Origin of the sequence: Parageobacillus caldoxylosilyticus NBRC 107762 (assembly GCF_000632715.1) — a bacterium.
Classification (GTDB): Bacteria; Bacillota; Bacilli; order Bacillales; family Anoxybacillaceae; genus Saccharococcus; species Saccharococcus caldoxylosilyticus.
Map to the genome: position 1 here is coordinate 1 of NZ_BAWO01000062.1, position 23257 is coordinate 23257.

Below are 23257 nucleotides of genomic sequence, written 5' to 3' on the forward strand. Positions count from 1 at the left end.
TATAGAGGGAGGGATGATGATGGACAAAAAAACGAAAGAAGGCATGAAAAACCTTGAAGTCAAGGCTACCCCAGAAGACCTTGCCACGGAAAAAAGAATGAGCGACAACAAAGGCCAGCACCGCACACCGAAAGTATAACAACTTATCCAACAATCAAAATCCGAGGACAACATTGCCTCCGGTTTTTTCGGCAAAATGTAAACTCTCATTTGCTCCCTAATAAATTTGGACACTCGATAAGGCTGTTTTTTATAATTGTCTTCATTCATTAGCTTGCGTCAGGCGACAAACACTATAGGTGTTTGACAGCATGAGCAAAGCTGTACTTATAATGGATGCCCCGACTAGAATTTTCAATTCAGTCGTGGAGGCTCACAAGCAAGTTTCCAATGACAGGTTAAAAATTAATCATCGCCGGCACAGCGGCTAATTCCCGGAAAACCTCCTTTTCCACACTTTCCCATTCGTTGTGTCTATCATACATCAAACAGCATCCCTAAGCTGAGCGCACGAAAAAATAAAGGGATGGCAAGGGCCACCCCTTTTTCTCGCTCTATTCATTTTAAGATCCCACAATTGACCTTTTTTTTTAGATGATCGTATTTACTTCTTGCTCCATTTTGTATCCACTTCAACCCCAGCATCATGCAAAAGATTGAACACAGGACATCTTCTCTCCACTTCATTTTTCAGTTGCTCGATTCTCTCTTCACTTTCTTCGGTTTGTATATTTACTTGGAAACGAACTTTTTGGAAATGTGTGCGAACGCCTTCTTCCCCCATTAGCCCCCGGGTATCAATAATGCCTGTCGCTTCAAACTCAATTCCCGAGAAAGTAAAGCCTAATTCTTTGGCAACTAACGGAATCATCACTCCATTACAACCGCACAGTGATGCAACTACATATTCCATTGGATTTGGTGCTGTATCAGCTCCACCTAATTCTACTGGTTCATCCATAGAAAAAGTAGGAAAATTTCGTATAGAAATATTGGTTTTGACGCCCGATTCCCATTTACCTTTAGCAGAGACTTTAACCAATGTAGAAGCTTGAGCCATGTCCTTTCCCCCTTTAGTTAAGTAAATTTATCGGAATTAATAAAATTATAAAAAAATAACCGTAGAGTGTAAAGAAAAATTTTCAAATTCACATTTCCTTGTTTTCCGAATCCAGCAATGAAGGACATTTTATACATGGAAAGCGATTTAATTAAGAAAAATGATATGATTTATACTATGATACTATGCAATATGAACCACTTATTTCCTTTCTATCTACATCATCTTATCAAAAGAAAAAGAAAGCAATCCGAAACTGGATTACTTTCTTCCCAAGCACCCATGATAAGAAACTCCTGTCTCTTTTTCTTTCTTTAAAATTAAAATATAATACCTATAATAATATTTTATATGGATTTTCTAGATAGTTTTTAATGGTGGCAAGAAATTGACTAGCCGGGGCACCATCGATCACTTGATGATCAAACGTTAAACTTAACGGTAAAATCTTTCTCTTCTGAATGGCATCTCCTACAAAAACCGGCATATCTGTGACCGTTCCTACCCCAAGAATTCCTACCTCCGGCGGATTTAACACTGGCGTAAAAAATTCAACACCATAGGCACCGAGACTTGTAACCGTAAAAGTAGAGCCCCTCATTTCCTCGCTGCTTAATTTTCCTTCCCTTGCCCGTATGCTCAATTCCTTAATCTTTTTAGAAATTTCTTTTAAAGAAAGTTTTTCTGCATAAGGGATGACCGGAACGACTAGGCCGTTCTCCAAAGCGACTGCAATGCCTAAATGCACGGAATCATACGTATGAATATGCCCGTCTTGGTAAAGACTGTTCATTTGTTTATGGATACATAATGCTAAAATCGTTGCACGGGCGATAAAATCAGTAATCGTAAGCTTTACATCCGGTTCATCTTGTAAAGCCTCTTTAATCTGTCCCTGTAGCTTAAGTAATTCTGTCACATCCGCTTTCATATGAATCGTTAGCTGAGCCGTTTGCTGCAGGCTTGCAAACATTCTTGCCGCGATTACTTTTCGCATCCCCGTCACCGGTTTTACCGTGACATCTTTTTGTTCCGTTGTGATTGGACTCGTTTCTACGATCGTTTGCTTTTCATTTCCTAGCTGTAAAGATGTTTGTTTTAATCGAATGGCTTTTTCTACATCTGCCCGTGTAATTCTACCTTTGGGCCCCGAACCTGAAATATTACTTAAATCGATTCCCGCTTCGCGGGCTAATTTTCTAGCAGCGGGAGAAACGCGCAACATATGTCTAGGCGCTGTGTATGGCTCGATAGTTCCAACGGAAACGGCTACTTCTTGCATTGCTTGTTGCGGTGTTTCATTGGACTGATCATCTGGCTGTTCTCCTTCCTGACCAATGTAACCAATTACCTTTCCTACTTCCACCGTTTCATCTTGTTCAACAAGAATATCTAATAACACCCCATCTTGCGGCGCTTCGATATCTGTTTCAATCTTATCGGAGCTAATAACCGCGATGGATTCCCCTTTTTTCACTTTATCTCCTTTTTTCTTTAACCACTCCACCACCGTTCCTTCTTTCATACTCATTCCCAGCTTAGGCATGAAAATTTCAACCGCCATTCCTATCTCTCCCCTTTTTCGATTGATACAAGGAATGCGTGCTGCTAGCAAGACAGATCCATTACTTTTAGCAACACGCTTGGATTTATTTAAACTGCTATAATCGTTTCATCTCCTATTATTTCAGCTGCTGCGCGAAGTACTTTTTCTGGGGTTGGTAAGTAAAGATCTTCTAATGTTGGTGAAAATGGAACAGGACAGTGCGGAGCAGTAATCATCTTAATCGGAGCATCTAAATAATCAAATCCTTTATCCGCCACAAGAGCCGAAATATCTGCCGCTACGCTACATCTCGGATTTGCTTCGTCAATCACAATTAATCGACCTGTCTTAGCTACCGAAGATAAAATGGTTTCTTCATCCAGCGGGGATAAAGTTCTTGGATCAATTACCTCTGTTTCCATTCCACGTGCTTTTAACAGATCCGCTGCTTTTAAAGCCGTATGCACTTGTTTTCCTATCGCCACAATGGTCAAATCATTTCCTTCTCTTTTAATATCTGCTTTTCCAAGAGGGATGGTATAAAATCCTTCTTCCACTTCTCCTTTCATGTTATAAAGCGTTTTATCTTCAAAAAAGATAACAGGATCATCATCAAAAATTGAGGCAAGTAAAAGACTTTTCGCATCGGACGGGGTAGAAGGAACAACGACTTTTAGCCCTGGTATATGGGTGAAAATCGCGTACAGGCTTTGTGAATGTTGCGCAGCCGCGCGAAATCCGGCACCGTGCATCGTTCGTATGGTTAAAGGTACTTTCGCCTTTCCGCCAAACATATAGCGGAGTTTTGCCGCTTGGTTCATTACTTCATCTAAACAACTTCCGATAAAATCATTAAACATCAATTCTGCAATCGGCCTTAACCCCGTAGCCGCCGCAGTAACCGCTGCACCAATATATCCAGCTTCCGCAATCGGCGTATCTAATACTCTTTCTCTTCCAAACTCTTGGACAAGACCTTTGGTGACGCCCATTACTCCTCCCCATGCTTCATCATCTTGCAAATGATCAACGGCTGCACCGCCAGCTACGTCTTCTCCCAACAAAATAACATTTTCATCTTTGCGCATCGCGAGCTTCATCGCTTCATTAATTGCTTCTGAGAAAGAAATGGTTCTTGTCATAATGGTTATTTGCCTCCTTACTTTTATGATTAATAGGATACATAAACATCTTTTAAAAGATCTTCTTCCGTCGGGAATGGACTTTTTTCCGCAAAATCTACTGCTTTCTCAATCGTTTCCGCCACATTCCGTTCTATTTGAAGTAATTCTTGTTCGAATAATAGATGTTTGGAAAGAATATAGTTCCGGAATTTTACGATGGCATCTAATTCTTTTAAATGTTTTTCTTTTTCTTCCGCTGATTTATACGTTTGTGCATCCCCTTCAAAGTGCCCATAATTTCGATAAGTCTTACACTCGATTAAAGTTGGCCCTTCCCCGTTGCGAGCTCGTGTTATTGCTCTTTCTGCCGCTTCGTATACGGCAATCACATCTTTTCCATCAACCACCTCGCCTGGAATGTTGTAAGCGGCTGCCCGGTCTGCAATGTTTTTACAGCTGGATGCATATTCGAAAGGAGTTGCTTCAGCATAGCCATTATTTTCCGCCACAAAAACAACTGGTAATTTCCAAATAGCCGCAAGATTGATTCCTTCATGGAATGTACCATGATTATTCGCGCCATCGCCAAAGAAACAAACAGCAACAGCACCGGTTTTCTTCAATTTCGCTGTCAAACCAGCTCCAACAGCTAAAGGAAATCCGCCACCGACTATTCCATTGGCACCAAGCATTCCCTTTTCCACATCGGCAATATGCATGGATCCCCCTTTTCCTTTGCACAATCCTGTGGCTTTTCCATAAATCTCCGCCATCATACCATTCAAGTCACAGCCTTTTGCAATACAGTGGCCGTGTCCGCGGTGCGTACTCGTAATATAGTCTTTTTCATTCAAATGAGCACAAACCCCTACAGCCACTGCTTCCTCACCGGCATATAAATGAACAAATCCTGGCAAAATACCTTTGCTGAAGATTTCATGAACTTTGTCCTCAAACTGACGAATTTCACACATTTTCTGATACATCCATTTTGCTTTTTCTTTCGTAAGACTCTTGGATTCTGGTTTTGTCACTGTCATCCTTCCATCCTCCTTATTAGTGTGATGAATGAAAATGACATCTTCTCGTTTTATGAACCATGCAAATAGTGTGCCAATAAAAAAAGCTTACAACAATATTGCTGTAAGCGTTTTTGAAAAAGCAAATTCGGACTCATCTCATTTTTTCCCATTCTTTCTCATTTTGTCTCATATCAAATGATACTTTTTTAATTTTCGGTAAAATGTACTGCGAGGAATATTCAACTCAGCTGCTGCTTTAGCAATATTGCCCTGTGTTTTCCGCAGCATCGCCATAATATTATTTTTTTCAATTTGTTCCCGATACGATAAAGTTTCTTGATCTGCATTCATATTTTCGCCCTGACTTTCCCAGCCAATGAACATCGATTTGAGTTCTGAAATAGAAGGAATATGATCTCCATATTCAATTCGAACTCGCTCCAACACGTTAAATAATTCTCGAATATTTCCTGGCCAATGATAGGTCATCAATAGTTGGATTGCTTCATCAGGAAAGAAAACAGACCAATTCTTTTGTTGGCAATAATACTGAATCAAAAATGGTATATCCTCTTTTCGTTCTCTTAACGCCGGAACTTTGATTGGATATACATAAATGCGATAAAATAAATCTTCCCTTAGCTTTCCTTCTCTTACTAATTGATATAAATCGCAGTGTGTTGCTGTTATTACTCTTACGTCAATAGAAATTGATTTTGTGCCGCCAATAGGAACGACTTCCCTTTCCTGCAAAACCCGTAAAAGCGCTATTTGCATTTCCAAAGGGATTTCGCCAATTTCATCGAGAAAAATGGTTCCGCCGTTTGCTTGAACAAATTTTCCTTTATGTCCCGTACGTTTTGCTCCCGTAAATGCCCCTTCCACATAACCAAACAGTTCGCTGCCAATCAGTTCCTTCGGTATCGCGCCGCAATTAATCGCAACAAATGGTCCGTTTTTTCTTCCGCTGTTTTGATGAATAGCGCGGGCGATTAATTCTTTTCCTGTTCCCGTTTCTCCGGTTATATGAACAGTAGCATCTGTTTTCGCTACCTTTTCACAGCTCTTTATTACATTTGCAAATGATATGCTCCTACCGGTTACTCCTTCAAAATGAAAAGTCGTTGAAACCAATTTGGAATCATTATTTTTTGCCTTCTGAAGAGTAACTCGATAACCAATAACATCATGATGAATAGAAGAATAAATCGGAATCTTGGATTTGATAACCCAATGATCACCACAAACATCTTCCAGTGATTGATCCAACATGTTTGAAAAAGAAGAACGCAAACAATGATTAACCCAGACAATACTCCCTTTATGATTACATATAACTACGGGGGAATCCGTATTTTCCATATTGCAAGTATACTTAAACAACTCTAATTCATCTTCTTTTGCTTGAATGTGGAATCGTTGTTCGATGGTATATGCTGCGGCAACAACAGTGGCTAAGACATGGTCGTGAAACGGATAATGATTGATGGGGTATGAAACGTCGATAATTCCGACAAGTTCTCTCTTTTCGTCATAAATAGGTGTTGCGGAACAAACCCATTGATGAGAAGCAACGGAATAATGTTCTAAGCCGACAATCGTAATAGGCTCGCAAATTCTCAAAGACGTGCCAATGGCATTTGTCCCAACCTCATCTTCTGTCCACTTTACTCCTTCCACAAATTTTATTCCTTCGGCCATTTTCATTGCTTGTTTATTTCCCTTTGCATATAAAACATATCCTTCTCGATCGACAAGGAGAAAAATAGATTTTGTTTCCTGTAAATATTTTTGCAGCTTTTCTAAAATAGGTACGGCAATCTGAAGCAATCTTTGATTCCGTTTTTTCCTTTCTGCTAGCAAATGAGACTCTAAAATAATCTTTCCTTTTCCGTCATAAGGGTCCACATTTTTCTGGCGGCAGAGATACCATGATTCCGCAATTCTTTTGTTCATCCTTGCATGATCCAATGTTCCTTCACGCACAAAGCGCTGCCAAATTTCGCGTCTAGATGGATCTACGATATTCATACCCATCACCTCCAACGCTTAATAGCCAATGTTTACATTCGCTTTTTATATAAAAAATTCCTCTTGAAAACAACTTGTTTTCAAGAGGAATCCTACCATTATGGCAAATTCGTTGTTCCCATGAGGAAACGGTCGACTTCTCTTGCCGCTTCCCGGCCTTCGTGAATCGCCCAGACGATTAAACTTTGGCCGCGGCGGGCATCTCCAGCGGCGAATACGCCTTCGATGTTCGTGGTATATTTCCCGTACGGCGCTTTGACTTTGTTGTTGACCGTTTCGACGCCGAACTGTTTCAACACCGGCTGCTCCGGCCCTTCAAAGCCGATGGCGATGAAAACTAAATCGCACGGCCAAACTTGTTCGGTGCCTGGAATTTCTTTAAATATCGCTTTGCCGTTTTCATCGATGATTTTTTCCATTTGAATTGTATGCAATTCTTTCACGCGGCCGTGTTCGTCGCCGACGATTTTTTTCGTCTGAATGCAATATTGCCGCGGGTCGGCGCCGAGTTTCGCTTTCGCTTCTTCATAGGCGTAATCGAGCGTAAAGACAAGCGGAAACTGCGGCCATGGGTTATCTTCCCGGCGTTCATGCGGCAGGGCCGGGTGCTTGCCAAACTGCACGACGCTTTTGCACCCTTGCCGCAAGGCAGTCGCGACGCAGTCCGCTCCTGTATCGCCGCCGCCGATGACAATGACACGCTTGTCTTTCGCGTCGATAAAGTTGCCGTCGGCAAAGTTGGAATCAAGCAGGCTTTTTGTGACTCCGGTCAAATAATCCATCGCAAAATGGACGCCCTCAAGCTCTCTGCCTTCAATCGCAAGATCGCGCTGCTTTTGCGCGCCGACGCACAATACGACGGCGTCATATTGCGCGCGCAGCTCATCGGCGGTGATGTCTTTGCCGACTTCCGTGTTAGTGACAAACGTAATGCCTTCTGCTTCTAATAACCGAACGCGGCGCTCGACAATTTCTTTTTCCAGCTTCATATTTGGAATGCCATACATGAGCAGGCCGCCGATGCGGTCAGCGCGTTCGTACACCGTTACCGAATGCCCCGCTTGATTGAGCTGGTCGGCGCAGGCGAGGCCGGCAGGGCCGGAGCCGACGATCGCCACCTTTTTCCCGGTGCGTTTTTGCGGAATGCGCGGCTGAATCCAGCCTTCGGCAAACCCTTTATCGATAATCGCCCGCTCAATGCCTTTGATTGCAACCGCGGGATCGGAAATCGCCACCGTACAAGAGCCTTCGCATGGCGCCGGACAAACCCGTCCGGTAAATTCTGGGAAGTTGTTCGTTTTCAGCAGCCGCTCGAGCGCCTCCTTCCATCTGCCGCGGTAGACTAAATCGTTCCATTCCGGAATTAAATTATGAATCGGACATCCTGACGTCAGACCGTTTAATTCCAATCCCATATGACAAAACGGCGTCCCGCAGTCCATGCAACGGGCTCCTTGCCGTGCGAGCATTTCCTCGGAAAATGGAAACGTATATTCTTTCCAATCGCCAAGACGGGAAAGCGGGTCACGTTTCGTTTCTTCCTCACGTGCATATTCCATAAAACCGGTTGCTTTTCCCATGATCGTGTCCCTCCTTTTCCGTACCATTCCAATAACGGTGGCGAAGCGATCGCATTACTTCGCGACCGCCTGCAAAACGCGGACTCCGCTTACCGCGGCTTTTTTTCGTTTCGCCACCGTTTCAAACGCAGCCATCATTGCTTCCTCTTGCGAAAGCCCGGATTGTTCGAGCGTTTGAATCGTTTCGATCATCAATTTGTAATTGCGCGGAATGACTTTTACAAATTTGCTGACATATGTTTCCCAATGGGCCAAAATATGAGACGCTTTACGGCTTCCCGTGTAGCGGTAATGTTTTATGATCATTTCACGCACTTCGTTGATTTCCCGTTCGTCCTCGAGCTGTTCAAACAGCACCAATTCTTTATTGGCCGTTTTTTGCCAGTCTTCTTCATCCGCCAATACGTAGGCGATGCCGCCGGACATTCCAGCCGCAAAGTTTTTCCCGACAGAACCAAGAATGACGACGCGTCCGCCTGTCATGTACTCGCAGCCATGGTCGCCGACACCTTCCACAACGGCGTGGACGCCGCTGTTGCGCACGCAGAACCGCTCGCCGGCGCGTCCGCGGATGTAGGCTTCGCCGCTCGTTGCCCCGTAGAAAGCAACGTTGCCGATAATGACGTTATCCGCAGAAGCAAACGGGGCGTCTTGCGGCGGACGGACGATTACTTTGCCGCCGGATAGACCTTTTCCGACATAGTCGTTCGCATCGCCGACGAGCTCGAGCGTCATTCCTTTCGGCACGAAAGCGGCAAAGCTTTGTCCGGCCGAACCAGTGAAATGAAGGCGAATCGTATCTTCCGGAAGCCCTTCTTCCCCGTATCGTTTCGAAATTTCGCTTCCTGTCATCGCGCCGACCGTCCGGTGCACGTTGCGAATCGGCAAATGAAGCTCGACTTTTTCCTGCCGTTCAAGCGCCGGTCGGACTGCCGGCAAAATTTCCGTATAATCCAGCGTTTGTTCGAGACGATGATTTTGCGGACGGGCAAATGTCCGCGGTCCGTCGGCTTGATACAGAAGACGCGATAAATCTAAATGTTTCGCTTTCCAATGATTTTTCGCGCGTTCGCTGACTCTTAAGACGTCGACTCTTCCGACCATCTCATCGATGGTGCGGAATCCGAGCTGAGCCATGATTTCACGCACTTCTTGGGCGACAAAATACATAAAGTTGACGACATGTTCCGGTTTGCCCATAAACTTTTTGCGCAGCTCCGGATTTTGCGTCGCCACGCCGACCGGGCATGTATCGAGATGGCACGCTCGCATCATCACACAGCCTAAAACGACAAGCGGAGCAGTCGCAAAGCCGAATTCTTCGGCGCCAAACAAGGCAGCCATGACGACATCGCGGCCGGTCATTAATTTTCCGTCTGTTTCCAAGACGACGCGGTCGCGCAAGCCGTTTAACATCAACGTCTGATGCGTTTCGGCAAGACCGAGCTCCCACGGCAGCCCCGCGTGCTTAATGCTCGTTTTTGGCGATGCGCCGGTGCCGCCGTCATAGCCGCTGATGACAATCACGTCGGCGTTTCCTTTCGCGACGCCGGCGGCGATCGTTCCGACGCCTGCTTTCGCCACGAGTTTCACGCTGATGCGCGCGTCTTTATTGGCGTTCTTCAAATCGTAAATAAGCTGTGCCAAATCTTCGATCGAATAAATGTCATGGTGCGGCGGCGGCGAAATCAACTCGACTCCCGGCGTCGAGCCGCGCACCTTACCAATCCACGGATATACTTTATTGGCCGGCAATTGTCCGCCTTCGCCAGGTTTTGCCCCTTGCGCCATTTTGATTTGCAATTCATCGGCGTTGACTAAATAATGGCTTTTGACGCCAAAGCGGCCCGATGCAACCTGCTTGATCGCGCTTCGGCGCCAGTCGCCGTTTGCATCCTTGACGTAGCGGTTTGGATCTTCGCCTCCCTCGCCGCTGTTGCTTTTTCCACCAATGCGGTTCATCGCGATCGCCAGCGCTTCATGAGCTTCCTGGCTTAACGAACCGTAAGACATCGCACCGGTTTTAAAGCGGCGCACGATCGATTCAACCGGTTCGACCTCTTCGATTGGAACCGGGGTTCTTGTTTCATCAAATTCAAACAAATTCCGCAAAAACGTCATACGTTCTTCATTTGCCAATTTTGAATATTGTTTGTACAACTCATAATCATTTTTCCGGCATGCCCATTGAAGCAGATGGATCGTTTTCGGGTTGAACACATGATGTTCCCCGTTTCGCCGCCATTGCAGCTCGCTGCCCGTCTCTAGCGTGCCGTCTTGGTAAGATGTACAGAAGGCTGCTTCGTGTCGCATTTTCGCTTCCTTGGCGATTTCGGCAAGACCGATGCCGCCGATTTGCGATGCCGTACCGGTGAAGTATTGTTCGATCACTTCTTCGCCAATGCCGACCGCTTCAAAAATTTGCGCGCCGCGGTAGCTTTGCACCGTCGAAATGCCCATTTTCGACATCACTTTCACGACACCGTCGGTAGCGGCTTTGATATATTTACGCACCGCATCGCGATACGACAGCGCCACATTGCCTTTTTCCACTTCCTGGCGGATCGTCTCAAGCGCCAAATATGGATTTACCGCGTCAGCGCCATACCCGATTAAAGCCGCGAAGTGATGCACTTCCCGCGCTTCGCCGCTTTCAACAATGATGCTTACGTTCGTCCGTGTCCCTTTGCGGACGAGGTATTGATGAAGGGCGCCCGTGGCGAGCAACGTCGGAATCGCGACATGTTTTTCATCCACACCGCGGTCAGACAACACAAGAAGCGTCGCGCCGTTTTCCATCGCTTGGTCGGCTTTGGCAAACAGCTCGTCAAGCGCCTGTTTTAAATCATCGGTAAATAGCGTTGGAAGCGTCACACAGGCAAATTCCGGATACGGATTGGTTTTCAACGCCGCCAGTTCCTCATTGGAAAGAATCGGCGTTTCCAGACGAATGCGGTGGGCCGCCGATGCATCCGGGTGTAAAATATCGCCTTCTTTGCCGAGAAGCGTCATCGTCGATGTCACGATATACTCGCGAATCGCATCAATCGGTGGATTCGTCACTTGCGCAAACAGCTGTTTAAAGTAGTTAAACAAGCTTTGCGGATGGTCAGACAGAACGGCCAGCGGCGCATCCATCCCCATCGCACCGGTTGGGTCTTTCCCTTCCGTCACCATCGGGATAATCGTTTTTTCAACGTCTTCGTACGTATAGCCAAACGCTTTTTGCAAGGTGACAAGATTGTCAACCGGTTTTACCGTTTCCGGAATATCAAGATCACGCAAGGCAATCATTTGCTCGTCAAGCCATTTGCGATATGGCTTTTCTTTGGCGATTTCTTCTTTGATTTCCTGATCGGAAATAATCCGCCCTTGTTCTAAATCGACTAACAGCATTTTCCCCGGGCTCAGCCGTTCTTTATAGAGGATGTTGCTCGGATCGACATCGATGACGCCGACTTCCGACGAGAAAATAATATAATCGTCTTTCGTCACATAATAACGCGCTGGCCGCAGCCCGTTGCGGTCCAAAATCGCACCGATCTGCTTTCCGTCCGTGAACGAAATTGCTGTCGGCCCGTCCCATGGCTCCATCAGGCAGCTATGGTACTCGTAAAACGCTTTTTTCGCCTCATCCATTTCCTCATCCCAAAACCATGGCTCCGGAATCAGCATCATCGCCGCATGCGCCAACTTTTTCCCTGCTAGGACAAAAAATTCGAATGCATTGTCTAAAATCGACGAGTCGCTGCCGTTCGTATCCAAAATCGGCGTAATTTTTTGCAAATCATCGCCGAACAGCTCCGATACAAACTGCTTTTCGCGCGCCATCATCCAATTGACGTTGCCGCGCAGCGTATTGATTTCGCCGTTATGAATTAAATAGCGGTTTGGATGCGCTCTTTCCCAGCTAGGGAACGTGTTGGTGCTAAAGCGGGAGTGAACGAGGGCAAACGCCGAGCGGAACCGTTCATCTTGCAAATCGACGTAAAACTCATCCAATTGTTCCGGAGTAAGCAACCCTTTATAGACAATCGTCCGGCTCGAAAGACTTGCAAAATAGCATTCATTATTCTCGACGAGTTTTTCCGCTTGTTTGCGAATCACGTACAATTTCCGCTCAAACGCAAGTTCATCGGTAAGATCGTCGCTTGCTGCGATAAATACTTGACGGATAAACGGCTTGCTTTGTTTTGCGAGTTTTCCAAGTTTTTCGATATTTACAGGCACAGTACGCCACCCTAACAGCGTCTGTCCCTCTTTTTCAACGATTTTATTAAACTCTGTTTCATAATACGCCCGTCTTTCCTCATCTTCCGGCAAAAACACCATGCCGACGCCGTAGCGCCCTTTTGGCGGAAGATTCATTTTTCCGCACGCCACTCGGAAATATTCATGCGGAATTTGCACCATAATTCCCGCGCCGTCGCCCGTTTGCGGATCGCTTCCTTGTCCGCCGCGGTGTTCAAGCTGGCGCAGCATATGCAGCGCTTTTTTGATAATGTCGTGAGACGGCTTCCCTTTTAAATGTGCATAAAAACCGATCCCGCACGCATCATGTTCAAATTCAGGGCGATAAAGTCCTTGTGCTTTTGGCAGTCCGTAATGTTTCATGCTGCTTCCCTCCCGTTCCGATTTCTCTGTAATAATCATTGTAATTTTCAAAAATAATATAAACAATATATAATTTAGATTAAATCCATCTCATTTTGCGATAAATGGCAGGGAGGGGAGAGAAAAATGGAACTGAGACAGCTGCAATATTTCGTGGAGGTAGCGAAGCGAGAACACGTTTCCGAAGCGGCGGAAGCGCTGCATGTCGCCCAATCCGCTATCAGCCGGCAAATTGCAAATTTGGAAGCAGAACTTGGCGTCCAATTGTTTGAGCGGGAAGGACGAAACGTCAAACTCACCCCTGTCGGCCGTCATTTTTTGCCGCATGTCGAGACGGCGCTCAAAGCGATCGAATACGCCAAGCAGCAAATCGAAGAATATTTGGATCCCGAGCGCGGAACGATCAAAATCGGTTTTCCGACGAGCCTCGCAAGCCATACGATGCCGATGGTCATCTCCGCGTTTAAAGAAGAGCATCCAAACGTGGCGTTTCACCTGCGGCAAGGGGCGTACCGGTATTTAATCGAAGCGGTGAAAAAAAGAGAAATCGATTTGGCGTTTCTCGGGCCTGTTCCAACTGGAGAACCAGGCATTAAAGGGGAGATTTTGTTTTCGGAAACGTTTGCCGCTCTTCTTCCAAGCAATCATCCGCTCGCCAAACGAAAAAGCTTAGTGCTAAACGAGCTGCGCAACGATCCGTTCGTCACGTTTCCAGAAGGGTATGTGTTGCATCAAATTGTGCTTGATGCCTGCCATCAGGCCGGATTTTCCCCGGTCATCTCGTCAGAAGGAGAAGATTTGGATGCAATCAAAGGGCTTGTCTCGGCGGGAATCGGCGTCACCCTGCTTCCGGAAAGCGCCTTTTATGAAACGGTATTGCGATTTGCCGTCAAAGTGCCGATCGAAATGCCGCAAGTCAAGCGAAACGTTGGCATTATTGTTTCCGATCATCACGAACTGGCGCCGTCGGTCAAAGTGTTTTATCGGTTTGTGAAAGACTTTTTCGCCCAGTTGGAGCGGTACCAGTAAAAGACATTGTCTAGCTTTAAAGACTCTGTTCGCTTATTGTTGATTTTCTTCTTCGACTAACGTGTAGAATCTAACTTAAAACGCGGCATGTTAAAATTGTTGTTATATTTTCTTACAAATCTATTGTAAAAATTTCTAGTTGAAATATCTAATTATCATAAAGGATTTCACATACAGAAGGGGGTTTTTTCTATGATGATTCGTCCGGCTAGAGTAGAAGACATTCCTAAAATGTGTAACTTAATGTTCCAATTGACTCAGCATGAAATTTCGCATCGGGACATGGAAAATCGGCTCAACTTCGTAAATGAAAGTCCGTTTGATTTTCTTTATGTATGTGAAGAAAAAAGTAACATAGTGGGAGTTTTAGGCTTCCGCATTCGAGAAAACATTGAAGAAGTTAGTAAATATGGAGAAATATCTGTTATCGTTGTTGATTTGGAAAACCGTGGTAAAGGGATAGGTCGTTATCTCATGAATTACGCAGAACAATTGGCAAAAGAACATGGATGTGTGGGAACTTGGTTAGTTAGCGGTTTTGGACGTGAAGAAGAGGCGCATAAGTTTTATAAGCAATTAGGTTATGAGATAACAGGATATCGGTTCGTAAAAAGAAATTAAGTTCCGGTATTACTCAACTAACGAGTAAGTTAGTTGAAGAAGACATATAAAAAGAATGAAAAACTGATCCTTTTTCTTTACTAATGTTTAACAGAGACTTTATAAAAAATCAGTTTTGCGGCTTTTTATCTAAAGAAAATGTACCAACATCGGCAACAAAATTTTTTTGCGGCCAAGCAATAAAAGCCCCGGAAGTCATTTCGATTCCGGGGCTTTTCTATCAATGTTTCCTCACGTTCTCGCTTTCCATTATTACCATGGTTCGCTCATTCAACTTCTGAACGCACCACCTTTACCATTTGTTTCGCCTGTTCACACGCGCGGACGACTTCATCAAGCGATTTGCCCAATCCTGCTTCTACGGCGGCGATATACGCTCCTTCCACCAATGGAGCATCGGCGATGGCGATGTGATCCGTTTTCTCTAGCATCTCCATTGCTAGTTCCGCGTTCATCAAAGCGCTTCCAATGTCAAACAGAATGACAACCCCTTTTTCCGAATAAACAGATTCAACCGCTTCTTTGATGCGGAAAGCGTTCGTTCCAATCTCTCCGTCATTTCCTCCTGCAACGGCGATGCTGACATCAGGCTGGACTTGATTTAATAGTTTTTTTAAGCCGTTTACAATTTCCTCGCTGTGCGAAATTAATACAAGGCTGACATACTTCATGAATCGCTCTCTCCTTTATCCTTCCAGCGCTTCCGCTAAAGCGGCAAACAATAAATGCGAAGAAGCCGAACCTGGATCGATGTGGCCAACCGATCGCTTTCCTAAATAAGCGGCACGCCCTTTTTTCGCCTCGAGTTCTTTTGTATGTTCCATTTTTTCTTTCGCAAGCAGCGCCGCTTCTTTCACTTGCAAGCTTTCTTTCTCCCGCAAAAATTCCATGACCGGCTCCCATACGTCCACCATCGTTTTCTCGCCGACATTTGCTTTTCCGCGCGCTTTGATTCCGTCTAACGCCGCTTCTAACGCTGCGATCAGTTCTTTATCATCCGCTTCCTTTTTTCCCGCGAGCGCCAGCGACATTCTCAAAAAAGCAGTGCCGTATAGCGGCCCCGAAGCTCCGCCTACTTTCGCGATTAGCGTCATGCTTATGTCTTTGAAAAGCGAGCCGAGATCTTCGTAATTGGCAGAAGCAATTTTTTCAACTACTTCTTGAAATCCCCGCGCCATATTTAGCCCATGGTCGCCGTCGCCGATCGCTTGATCGAGCTCCGTTAAATATTGTTTTTGCTGCTGAATGTGATCGTTGGCGATGCTCATCCAGCGTTTTGCCTGTTCCACGCCAAACGCCATGACGATTTCTCCTCTCCCTTTTATTTTTTCAACGCAATCGTATCCGCAGGCGCATCTAACAATTCGATCAAGGAATCATCCAATTTTAACAGCGATATCGAACAGCCGGCCATTTCCAGAGAGGTCATATATTCTCCGACAAATGTTTCATGGATGCGAATTTGTTTTTCTTCCAACATCTCCGAAACTTTCTTGTTGACAATATATAATTCCATTAACGGTGTCGCACCAAGCCCGTTAATCATCACTGCAACGCGGTCGCCTTTTTCTAGTTTCATATCATCCAAAATTTTGTTCAACAAAGTTTCCGCAATTTCGTCCGCTGTTTTGATCGCTGTTTTTTCAATTCCCGGTTCACCGTGAATGCCGATGCCGACTTCGATTTCGTTTTCTCCAAGTTCAAAGCCAGGTTTTCCTGCTGCCGGCACGGTGCACGGAGTAAGCGCCATTCCCATGGAACGGACGTTTTGCACCACCTTTTTCGCCGCCGCCTCGACTTCTTCAAGCGATGCGCCGCGCTCCGCCAGCGCTCCTGCAATCTTATGCACGAACACCGTTCCCGCGATGCCGCGCCGTCCTGTCGTAAACGTGCTGTCTTCCACCGCGACATCGTCATTCACAATCACTTTCGCGACGTTAATGCCTTCTGCTTCGGCCAACTCCGCAGCCATTTCAAAATTCATCACATCTCCCGTGTAATTTTTGATGATAAGCAATACACCCTTCCCGCTGTCGACCGCTTTGATCGCCTCTAGCACTTGGTCAGGTGTCGGCGAGGTGAACACTTCCCCGCATACCGCCGCGTCTAACATTCCTTTGCCGACATAGCCCGCATGCGCCGGTTCATGTCCGCTGCCGCCGCCGCTTACAACACCAACTTTTCCTTTTACTGGAGCATCATGTCTCACAATCACATTCGTGCCCGGCAGCCGTCTCAGCCGATTTGGATAAGCTGCGGCCATTCCTTCTAGCATATCGTTGACAACATGGTTCGGATCGTTAATTAGTTTTTTCATCATTCTCTCCCCCTCATAGATTGAGCATTATCAAATGTTGATATAGAACGATAAGCAAAAAACCTGTCATTCCCCTCGATCTTTAAGATTAATAGAGGCAACCCCATACTCACCCATATCTAAATCACAAAAAATGGACAAGTTTGTTGCTTCTATTAATAACTTATTATTTGCTTTTGAAAATATCAACAATATTCCCAATTTGTCCGCCTGCCATGTTAGTTTAGGAAAACTTTTCGCCCTGCGTTGACAAACCAATTCGAAAACCTTCTCCCAGTCTAATACGGTGAATGACCAGGCGATGCTGTGTTTGGATGTTTCCAAGAATATAACTCGCTGACCAGTTTAGCGGGGGCACCTCATCTATTTATAAAAAAATGTGAAAGACGATGAATACTCCGGCAGTGAATAATAATCCGATATGTGCAGAACGAATGGAAGAACTCGCTTTATTTTTTGAAAGAACCGTTCCAAAAATCGCCGCTATCCCCATGAACGCTGTTCCGATAATACCGACATACTCCCTTGTTTCCAGCTTACCTTCTGAAAAATACATGAAAATTCCGTGCGCTGCGGCCAGCGCAAAAGCAGCTGCGCCGATAAGCATATGCCATTTGGTCAGTAATTTTAATAACGAAACGAAAAATTGTTTCGCGTTAGGAAATGTTTTTATAATCCATTTTGTTTTACGGCGTAATGGAAAGAGCGCTCCTGCCGATAAAGCGATGGAAACTGCTCCCCAGCCTAATAGCTTTCCGCTTTCTTTTACCGCTTTTTCTCCGCTTTTTTCATGCTCCTCATGCTTTTCGTAATGCTCATGAATTTTCGCTTTGTCATCATCCGCGAAAGCATAATTCGTCTGTCCAATTGCAAAATAAATCAGTAGACATAATACCGATACGCTGAACATGGCAAACATCCATTTTTTCATTGATCTCACTCCGTTTTCAAATCATCATTCATGATTTCACCGTTGCGCGTAATTGCATAATAAAAAAGCGGCATCTCTGGATAAGAGCCGAGAAAGTAGTGTTGCATATCTGTATCACGATCCAGATTTTATTGATTGCACCAGTTTAGAAGATCGGCTGATGCTCTAGGTATTCTTCTTCCGCCAAAGCGATAGCTTGTTGCTTTTTACTAGGAATCAGCGATGATACTACAAATTAAAATCGCAAACGGAAAACCATTTTCCTCATAATAGGCTTGCTCCTTTCCGCTTTTCTTAAGTACAATTTAAACAGGAATGGTGAAAAAAAGATGAAAAACGAGGTAAAGAAAAACAACAAAAACGGAGATAAAACTCATTTTTGCTTTATAAGAACGTGCCGCAAAGCGAGCCATCAACGCATAAAAAGCACAAAAAAATCCACCCATTAAAGTGGCCAAGACACAATCCAAGGGTAGGAACTATCATCATTTCCAGTTTAGTGACGGAATATGTAATCGATTACGATATCGCTCCCGTTTCCATTGCATTAAAAAATTATACCGTTCAGATCTACCGGTACGATGATATTTTCCTCATTCTAGTAGATCGATTACTCGTTCAATCCAAATAAAAAACCCCTTGTCCGAATCCTCGGAACAGGGGCATCGTTACCATTATGACAGTTTTACCACCGTTCTGCCGCGCAGTTTGCCCTTTAAAATATTCGATAAGGCTTCAGGCAGCTGTTCAAGAGTAACTTCCTGCGCAATCGATTCCAATAGTTTATCAGGTTTTAAATCGCTGGCCATTCGTTCCCAAATTTGTTTTCGCAACTCCATCGGGCAATAAACGGAATCAATGCCTAGCAAACTGACGCCGCGAAGAATAAATGGGAAAACGGTGGTTGGAACGTCCGTGCCGCCTGTCAGCCCACTGACTGCTACAGCACCGCCATATTGAATACGGCTTAGCACTGTCGCCAACGTTCTGCCGCCGACAGGGTCAACGGCCGCTGCCCAATGTTGTTTATCTAACGGACGGATCTTCTCGGCACATACATCTTCACGGGAAAGAATTTCTTTCGCGCCAAGCTCACGCAAATATTCGTGTTCTGTTTCTTTGCCTGTGCTCGCGACTACTTCATAGCCCCGTTTTGCCAGCATCGAAACTGCCAAACTGCCCACACCGCCGGTTGCCCCAGTAACAAGCACCTTTCCTTTTTCCGGAGACAGACCGTTTTCCTCCAAACGGTGAATCGACAATGCCGCAGTAAACCCTGCCGTTCCCAGCGCCATTGCTTCTTTTAATGTCAATCCTTTTGGAAGCGGGACGAGCCAATCCCCAGGAATACGGGCGTATTCACTGTACCCTCCGTAATGCGTCACCCCAATTTCATAACCAGTCGCAATGACTTCGTCCCCTTCTTTAAAACGCGGATCGCTCGAAGAAGCAACAATACCTGCTAAATCAATCCCCGGGATAAACGGATACGTCTTTACAATTTTGCCATCGGGAATGCACGCCAATCCGTCTTTATAGTTGACGCTGGAATATTGGACTTTTATTAGGACATCCCCTTCTGGAAGGTCATCCATGGAAACAGCTTGTACATTGACGGTAAAATCTGTTTCCGTTTTATTTACCACTAACGCCTTGAATTCGCTCACAAAACATCCCCCTCAAAATTTTTCCATATCCTTGACTTTACGATAGCAAAATTATTCCGGCTGGTCAAAACATTTTGTTGTCCAAAGCGTTTTGTATCACATCGTTTGAATCTCAATAGTTTGGCCAAGAAGATGACGTCTAAACAAGAACCTCGCCGTTCCGCCAACAAAATTATGCGTTTTTTCAATGAATGTAACGTGTACAAACGGAAAATATCACGCGAGCGGTCTAGCCATACCTCACATTTCGCTAACGTATCGATATAAGACTGAATAAATTACAAAAATATTGAACATGCCAATTTCCTGCTTCACGTTATTCGGAGATATCCGTCCATCCATCCAAAACCTTCCCTCTCCGATCGGAAAGGGAAGGCCGTTTTTACTGTCTCAGGGCAATCGGGTTTTGTTTTAGCTCTGGATGCAATTTCTCAAACACATCGGCAACGTTTAATATTTTCACTTCCCCAAAAGCCGGGCCGACTATTTGCATGCCTACAGGAAGACCTTGAGCAAAACCGCACGGCACCGTTACCGCCGGCAAGCCTGTCAAGTTGAACGGTCCTGTAAAACGGATAATATGGTCAAGAAAATTCACTTCTTTTCCGTTTAACAATACCGTATCTTGCCCGATTTTCGGAGGCAGTAACGGAAGTGTTGGGGTAATGAGAACGTCTACCTTATTGAATGTCTCCACCAATTCGCGACCCAGCTTTAAGCGGATTTGCTGCGCTTGCAAGTAGTCCACAGCGGATGGTATTTCTCCAAGCTTCAATAGAAAGCGGACATCGTCACCAAAATCCTCTTCTCTTTCTACTAAATTTTGGTGATGAATAGCGCTAGCTTCCGAGATAATCGTAATCATTTCCGCGTATTGCGCATACCGCAATGTTGGAATTCGCACCGTTTCAACGACAGCGCCTTCCCGCTCCAGCGATGAAATGGCATTTTTCACCGCTTTTTCCACTTCCGCGTCCACATTGTCAAAGAAATATGGTTCTATACCGATTTTTACACCTTTTATGGACTCTGTTAATTGCGAGGAATATCTGGCTGTAGGGGCATCGATAGAGGTCGGGTCTTTTGGGTCATATCCTGCAATCGCTTCCAAAACATAAGCAGCATCTTCCACCGTTTTCGTCATCGGACCGATGTGATCCAACGACCACGCGAGCGGAAAACAACCGTATTTGCTCACTAATCCATGGGTAGGCTTTAAGCCGACAATGCCGCAAAAAGAGGAAGGAATTCTGATCGATCCGCCTGTATCCGTTCCTAAAGAGGCAATCGTCATGTGGGCGGCTGTCGCAACCCCTGATCCTCCGCTCGATCCTCCCGAGATTCGCTCGGTATCCCAAGGATTGCTGGCAGGACCAAAATGAGGATTATTGTTCGTCGCTCCCCAAGCATACTCATGCAAATGGAGCTTTCCCGGAAAAACCGCTCCCGCTTCGGTCAATTTTTCTACCACCGTTGCATTATAACTCGGTTGAAAGTCCCGATGGATTTTTGATCCCATCGTTGTTGTTTCGTTAGCAAAATAAATAATATCCTTAATCGCCACCGGAATGCCGTGCAGCGGACCGCGATAGTTTCCCGATACTATTTCCGCTTCCGCCATCTCCGCCTGCCGCCGCGCTTTCTCGGCAGTAACCAAAATGTAAGCGTTTAACTTTTCGTTTAATGTTTCGATTTGTTCCAGTACGTCGTTAACGATCTCCACAGGAGAAATTTCCTTATTTTTTACAAGCGGCGCAAGTTCGGAGATCGTTTTCTCATTTAACCGCTTTCCCACGATACACACCTCCTGGATGATGAGTAATGCCAATATCGGCATCATTTAATTTTAGTGTCTCGATTCCTTTTTTTAATTGTTGAAGCGCTTTCCATTGATGTTCTAGCAACACTAGTTCCCATTCAGACACTTTAATCCCTTTTTCTTGTAATACCATTTTTATACTTTCCCTCATTTATTTTCCTCCCTCCTAAAATCAAATTATACACTACTATTCACAAAATTAACAACATTCATAATATTTATTTTTATTAATATCCGATTAGCTCAGTTATTAAGTTAAATTTTCAAGAATTATCAATCTATTTCTTTGAAACCGTTTACTATTATCTCTTATAATTTTTAATAGAAAGATATTTTAGCATGAAAGGAAAGGGAAGCTTATGGAAGCGAAACAAACCGTATTTGTCAACGAATTTACGAACGGGATTTTAGATCCTAACGGCGAAATGCTCGGTCCTGTGCAAGATGGCGGGTATATTGTCGCCAATACAACTCCTGGATGCTGGGGACCGATGATCACTCCTTGTATTCGCGGCGGCCATGAAGTCACAAAACCTGTTTTCGTGGAAGGAGCAGAAGTGGGAGATGCGATCGCCATTAAAATTAAATCGATCCGCGTCACTTCCATCGCTACATCCTCCGGAAATGATAAGCCAATGGAAGGAAGATTTGTCGGAGATCCTTTTGTCGCCGTGAAATGCCCACAATGCGGAACGATGTATCCAGAAACAAAAATAGAAGGAATAGGCCCGGAAGCAATTCGTTGCGCCAATTGCGGCGCGGACGTCACCCCATTTGTGTTTACGAACGGCTATACGATGGCGTTTGATTCCAATAAAAGAGTCGGCATCACGCTGCATAAAGAAGCGGCAGAACATATTGCCCAACAAGGGCGCTATTTCATGGCAACGCCTGACAACTCGGTGCAAAACCCGATCGTCACTTTTGCGCCTCACGATTTAGTCGGAACCGTCGCCAGACTTCGTCCTTTCCTTGGACAGCTTGGCACAACGCCTGCGCAGCCGTTTCCGGACTCGCACAACGCAGGCGACTTCGGGCAGTTTCTGATCGACGCCCCGCATGAATACGGAATTACAAAAGTGCAGCTTGAAAACCGTACAGACGGACATATGGATATTAACCGCGTTCGGGAAGGCGCCGTTTTAATCTGCCCTGTGAAAGTGAGTGGCGGCGGCGTTTATCTCGGTGATATGCACGCCATGCAAGGAGACGGGGAAATTGCGGGACATACTACCGATGTTGCCGGCATCGTAACCCTTCAAGTCAAAGTCATCAAAGGGCTGACGATCGATGGTCCAATTCTTTTGCCTGTCGCAGAAGACCTTCCATATTTAGCAAAACCAATAACGAAAAAAGAAAAAGAGATCGCGCTTGATCTCGCGCAAACATGGGGCGTGAGAAAGCTGGAGGAATCCCTTCCGATTTCCTTTATCGGAACAGGCGCAAACCTGAACGAAGCAACGGAAAACGGTTTGCAGCGAGCAGCAAAAGTGCTAGGCATTTCCGTTCCTGAAGTGATGAACCGTGCAACGATCACGGGAGCGATCGAAATTGGCAGACATCCAGGGGTTGTAACCGTCACCTTTTTATGCCCTGTCCATTATTTGGACGAGATTGGCCTTACAACGTTAGTGCGCGATCAATATCGCGATGTTTTGGAATGAACGATATGATGAAATAGATATGTAGCGGAAAGCGATGCCCTTTGGCACAAAAACATGGCTATCGACAAAATCTTGTCGAGATCATCATTCACACTATAAAACAGCCGGCTCTCTACAGAAAGAGAGCTGGCTTAATTTTTTCAATATTGTACCCAAAAAGCGCCTTCAAACGTGACAACTTTTCGAATATGAATCCAAACCGATTACAATTGCCGCGGTTTTGTAGTATAGT

At 45.2% G+C, this 23257-nt stretch carries 17 protein-coding genes; 3 read left to right on the top strand and 14 right to left on the bottom strand.

What is annotated here, in order from left to right; genetic code table 11:
• Nucleotides 1-604: 604 nt before the first annotated feature.
• The 7 genes from GCA01S_RS15880 to gltB all read right to left on the bottom strand — a co-directional run bounded on the left by GCA01S_RS15880 (nt 605) and on the right by gltB (nt 12977).
• Nucleotides 605-1060 carry an OsmC family protein gene (locus GCA01S_RS15880; RefSeq protein WP_042411326.1) on the bottom strand — a complete coding sequence of 152 codons (456 nt, stop codon included), beginning with the start codon at nt 1058-1060 and terminating at the stop codon, nt 605-607.
• Between the two features lie 334 nt (nt 1061-1394).
• A complete protein-coding gene (locus GCA01S_RS15885; protein WP_042411329.1) occupies nt 1395-2624 on the bottom strand; it encodes a dihydrolipoamide acetyltransferase family protein in 1230 nt (409 codons plus the stop codon).
• A gap of 89 nt (nt 2625-2713) precedes the next feature.
• A complete protein-coding gene (locus GCA01S_RS15890; protein WP_042411332.1) occupies nt 2714-3748 on the bottom strand; it encodes an alpha-ketoacid dehydrogenase subunit beta in 1035 nt (344 codons plus the stop codon).
• 29 nt (nt 3749-3777) lie between these two features.
• The gene (locus tag GCA01S_RS15895) at nt 3778-4770 is read right to left on the bottom strand and encodes a thiamine pyrophosphate-dependent dehydrogenase E1 component subunit alpha (RefSeq protein WP_042411334.1); all 993 of its coding nucleotides are present in this window, start codon (nt 4768-4770) and stop codon (nt 3778-3780) included.
• A 168-nt stretch (nt 4771-4938) separates the two neighbouring features.
• Entirely contained in the window at nt 4939-6783 is a 1845-nt protein-coding gene (locus tag GCA01S_RS15900; RefSeq protein WP_042411337.1) for a sigma-54-dependent Fis family transcriptional regulator, read from the bottom strand.
• A 98-nt stretch (nt 6784-6881) separates the two neighbouring features.
• Nucleotides 6882-8363 (bottom strand): glutamate synthase subunit beta, encoded by a 1482-nt coding sequence (locus GCA01S_RS15905; protein ID WP_042411340.1) that lies wholly within the window; start codon nt 8361-8363, stop codon nt 6882-6884.
• A gap of 54 nt (nt 8364-8417) precedes the next feature.
• Complete coding sequence (gene gltB, locus GCA01S_RS15910; protein ID WP_042411342.1) at nt 8418-12977, bottom strand: glutamate synthase large subunit; 4560 nt, start codon at nt 12975-12977, stop codon at nt 8418-8420.
• 126 nt (nt 12978-13103) lie between these two features.
• On the opposite strand from gltB, the gene GCA01S_RS15915 reads away from it, so the two are divergent.
• Both GCA01S_RS15915 and GCA01S_RS15920 read left to right on the top strand, forming a co-directional pair.
• Nucleotides 13104-14006, top strand: a complete 903-nt coding sequence (locus GCA01S_RS15915) for a LysR family transcriptional regulator (protein ID WP_042411345.1) — start codon at nt 13104-13106, stop codon at nt 14004-14006.
• Between the two features lie 192 nt (nt 14007-14198).
• Nucleotides 14199-14627: a GNAT family N-acetyltransferase gene (locus GCA01S_RS15920; RefSeq protein WP_042411347.1), complete on the top strand. Its 429-nt coding sequence runs from the start codon at nt 14199-14201 to the stop codon at nt 14625-14627.
• Between the two features lie 266 nt (nt 14628-14893).
• Here GCA01S_RS15920 and dhaM read toward each other — a convergent pair whose 3' ends face one another.
• The 7 genes from dhaM to GCA01S_RS15960 all read right to left on the bottom strand — a co-directional run bounded on the left by dhaM (nt 14894) and on the right by GCA01S_RS15960 (nt 21512).
• Entirely contained in the window at nt 14894-15298 is a 405-nt protein-coding gene (gene dhaM / locus GCA01S_RS15925) for a dihydroxyacetone kinase phosphoryl donor subunit DhaM (RefSeq protein ID WP_042411350.1), read from the bottom strand.
• A 15-nt stretch (nt 15299-15313) separates the two neighbouring features.
• Nucleotides 15314-15928, bottom strand: coding sequence for a dihydroxyacetone kinase subunit DhaL (gene dhaL / locus GCA01S_RS15930; RefSeq protein WP_042411352.1), 615 nt, complete (start codon nt 15926-15928; stop codon nt 15314-15316).
• A gap of 20 nt (nt 15929-15948) precedes the next feature.
• Nucleotides 15949-16944: a dihydroxyacetone kinase subunit DhaK gene (gene dhaK / locus GCA01S_RS15935; protein WP_042411356.1), complete on the bottom strand. Its 996-nt coding sequence runs from the start codon at nt 16942-16944 to the stop codon at nt 15949-15951.
• A 367-nt stretch (nt 16945-17311) separates the two neighbouring features.
• A complete protein-coding gene (locus tag GCA01S_RS15945; protein WP_042411362.1) occupies nt 17312-17875 on the bottom strand; it encodes a hypothetical protein in 564 nt (187 codons plus the stop codon).
• Nucleotides 17876-18549: 674 nt separating this feature from the next.
• The gene (locus GCA01S_RS15950; RefSeq protein ID WP_017437707.1) at nt 18550-19542 is read right to left on the bottom strand and encodes an NADPH:quinone oxidoreductase family protein; all 993 of its coding nucleotides are present in this window, start codon (nt 19540-19542) and stop codon (nt 18550-18552) included.
• 382 nt (nt 19543-19924) lie between these two features.
• Complete coding sequence (locus tag GCA01S_RS15955; protein WP_042411365.1) at nt 19925-21337, bottom strand: amidase; 1413 nt, start codon at nt 21335-21337, stop codon at nt 19925-19927.
• Nucleotides 21318-21512, bottom strand: a complete 195-nt coding sequence (locus GCA01S_RS15960) for a hypothetical protein (protein ID WP_017437710.1) — start codon at nt 21510-21512, stop codon at nt 21318-21320. Before GCA01S_RS15960 ends, GCA01S_RS15955 begins: the two co-directional genes overlap by 20 nt.
• Before the next feature lie 208 nt (nt 21513-21720).
• Between GCA01S_RS15960 and GCA01S_RS15965 the strand changes: the two genes are divergently transcribed.
• Nucleotides 21721-23025, top strand: a complete 1305-nt coding sequence (locus tag GCA01S_RS15965; RefSeq protein WP_042411368.1) for an acetamidase/formamidase family protein — start codon at nt 21721-21723, stop codon at nt 23023-23025.
• The last annotated feature ends 232 nt before the right edge of the window (nt 23026-23257 follow it).

What these genes read in the sequence shown, in the direction of transcription:
- GCA01S_RS15880 (WP_042411326.1), bottom strand. Translation starts at nt 1,060, where the DNA reads ATGGCTCAAGCTTCTACATTGGTTAAAGTCTCTGCTAAAGGTAAATGG.
- GCA01S_RS15885 (WP_042411329.1), bottom strand. Translation starts at nt 2,624, where the DNA reads ATGGCGGTTGAAATTTTCATGCCTAAGCTGGGAATGAGTATGAAAGAA.
- GCA01S_RS15890 (WP_042411332.1), bottom strand. Translation starts at nt 3,748, where the DNA reads ATGACAAGAACCATTTCTTTCTCAGAAGCAATTAATGAAGCGATGAAG.
- GCA01S_RS15895 (WP_042411334.1), bottom strand. Translation starts at nt 4,770, where the DNA reads ATGACAGTGACAAAACCAGAATCCAAGAGTCTTACGAAAGAAAAAGCA.
- GCA01S_RS15900 (WP_042411337.1), bottom strand. Translation starts at nt 6,783, where the DNA reads ATGAATATCGTAGATCCATCTAGACGCGAAATTTGGCAGCGCTTTGTG.
- GCA01S_RS15905 (WP_042411340.1), bottom strand. Translation starts at nt 8,363, where the DNA reads ATGGGAAAAGCAACCGGTTTTATGGAATATGCACGTGAGGAAGAAACG.
- gltB (WP_042411342.1), bottom strand. Translation starts at nt 12,977, where the DNA reads ATGAAACATTACGGACTGCCAAAAGCACAAGGACTTTATCGCCCTGAA.
- GCA01S_RS15915 (WP_042411345.1), top strand. Translation starts at nt 13,104, where the DNA reads ATGGAACTGAGACAGCTGCAATATTTCGTGGAGGTAGCGAAGCGAGAA.
- GCA01S_RS15920 (WP_042411347.1), top strand. Translation starts at nt 14,199, where the DNA reads ATGATGATTCGTCCGGCTAGAGTAGAAGACATTCCTAAAATGTGTAAC.
- dhaM (WP_042411350.1), bottom strand. Translation starts at nt 15,298, where the DNA reads ATGAAGTATGTCAGCCTTGTATTAATTTCGCACAGCGAGGAAATTGTA.
- dhaL (WP_042411352.1), bottom strand. Translation starts at nt 15,928, where the DNA reads ATGGCGTTTGGCGTGGAACAGGCAAAACGCTGGATGAGCATCGCCAAC.
- dhaK (WP_042411356.1), bottom strand. Translation starts at nt 16,944, where the DNA reads ATGAAAAAACTAATTAACGATCCGAACCATGTTGTCAACGATATGCTA.
- GCA01S_RS15945 (WP_042411362.1), bottom strand. Translation starts at nt 17,875, where the DNA reads ATGAAAAAATGGATGTTTGCCATGTTCAGCGTATCGGTATTATGTCTA.
- GCA01S_RS15960 (WP_017437710.1), bottom strand. Translation starts at nt 21,512, where the DNA reads ATGAGGGAAAGTATAAAAATGGTATTACAAGAAAAAGGGATTAAAGTG.
- GCA01S_RS15965 (WP_042411368.1), top strand. Translation starts at nt 21,721, where the DNA reads ATGGAAGCGAAACAAACCGTATTTGTCAACGAATTTACGAACGGGATT.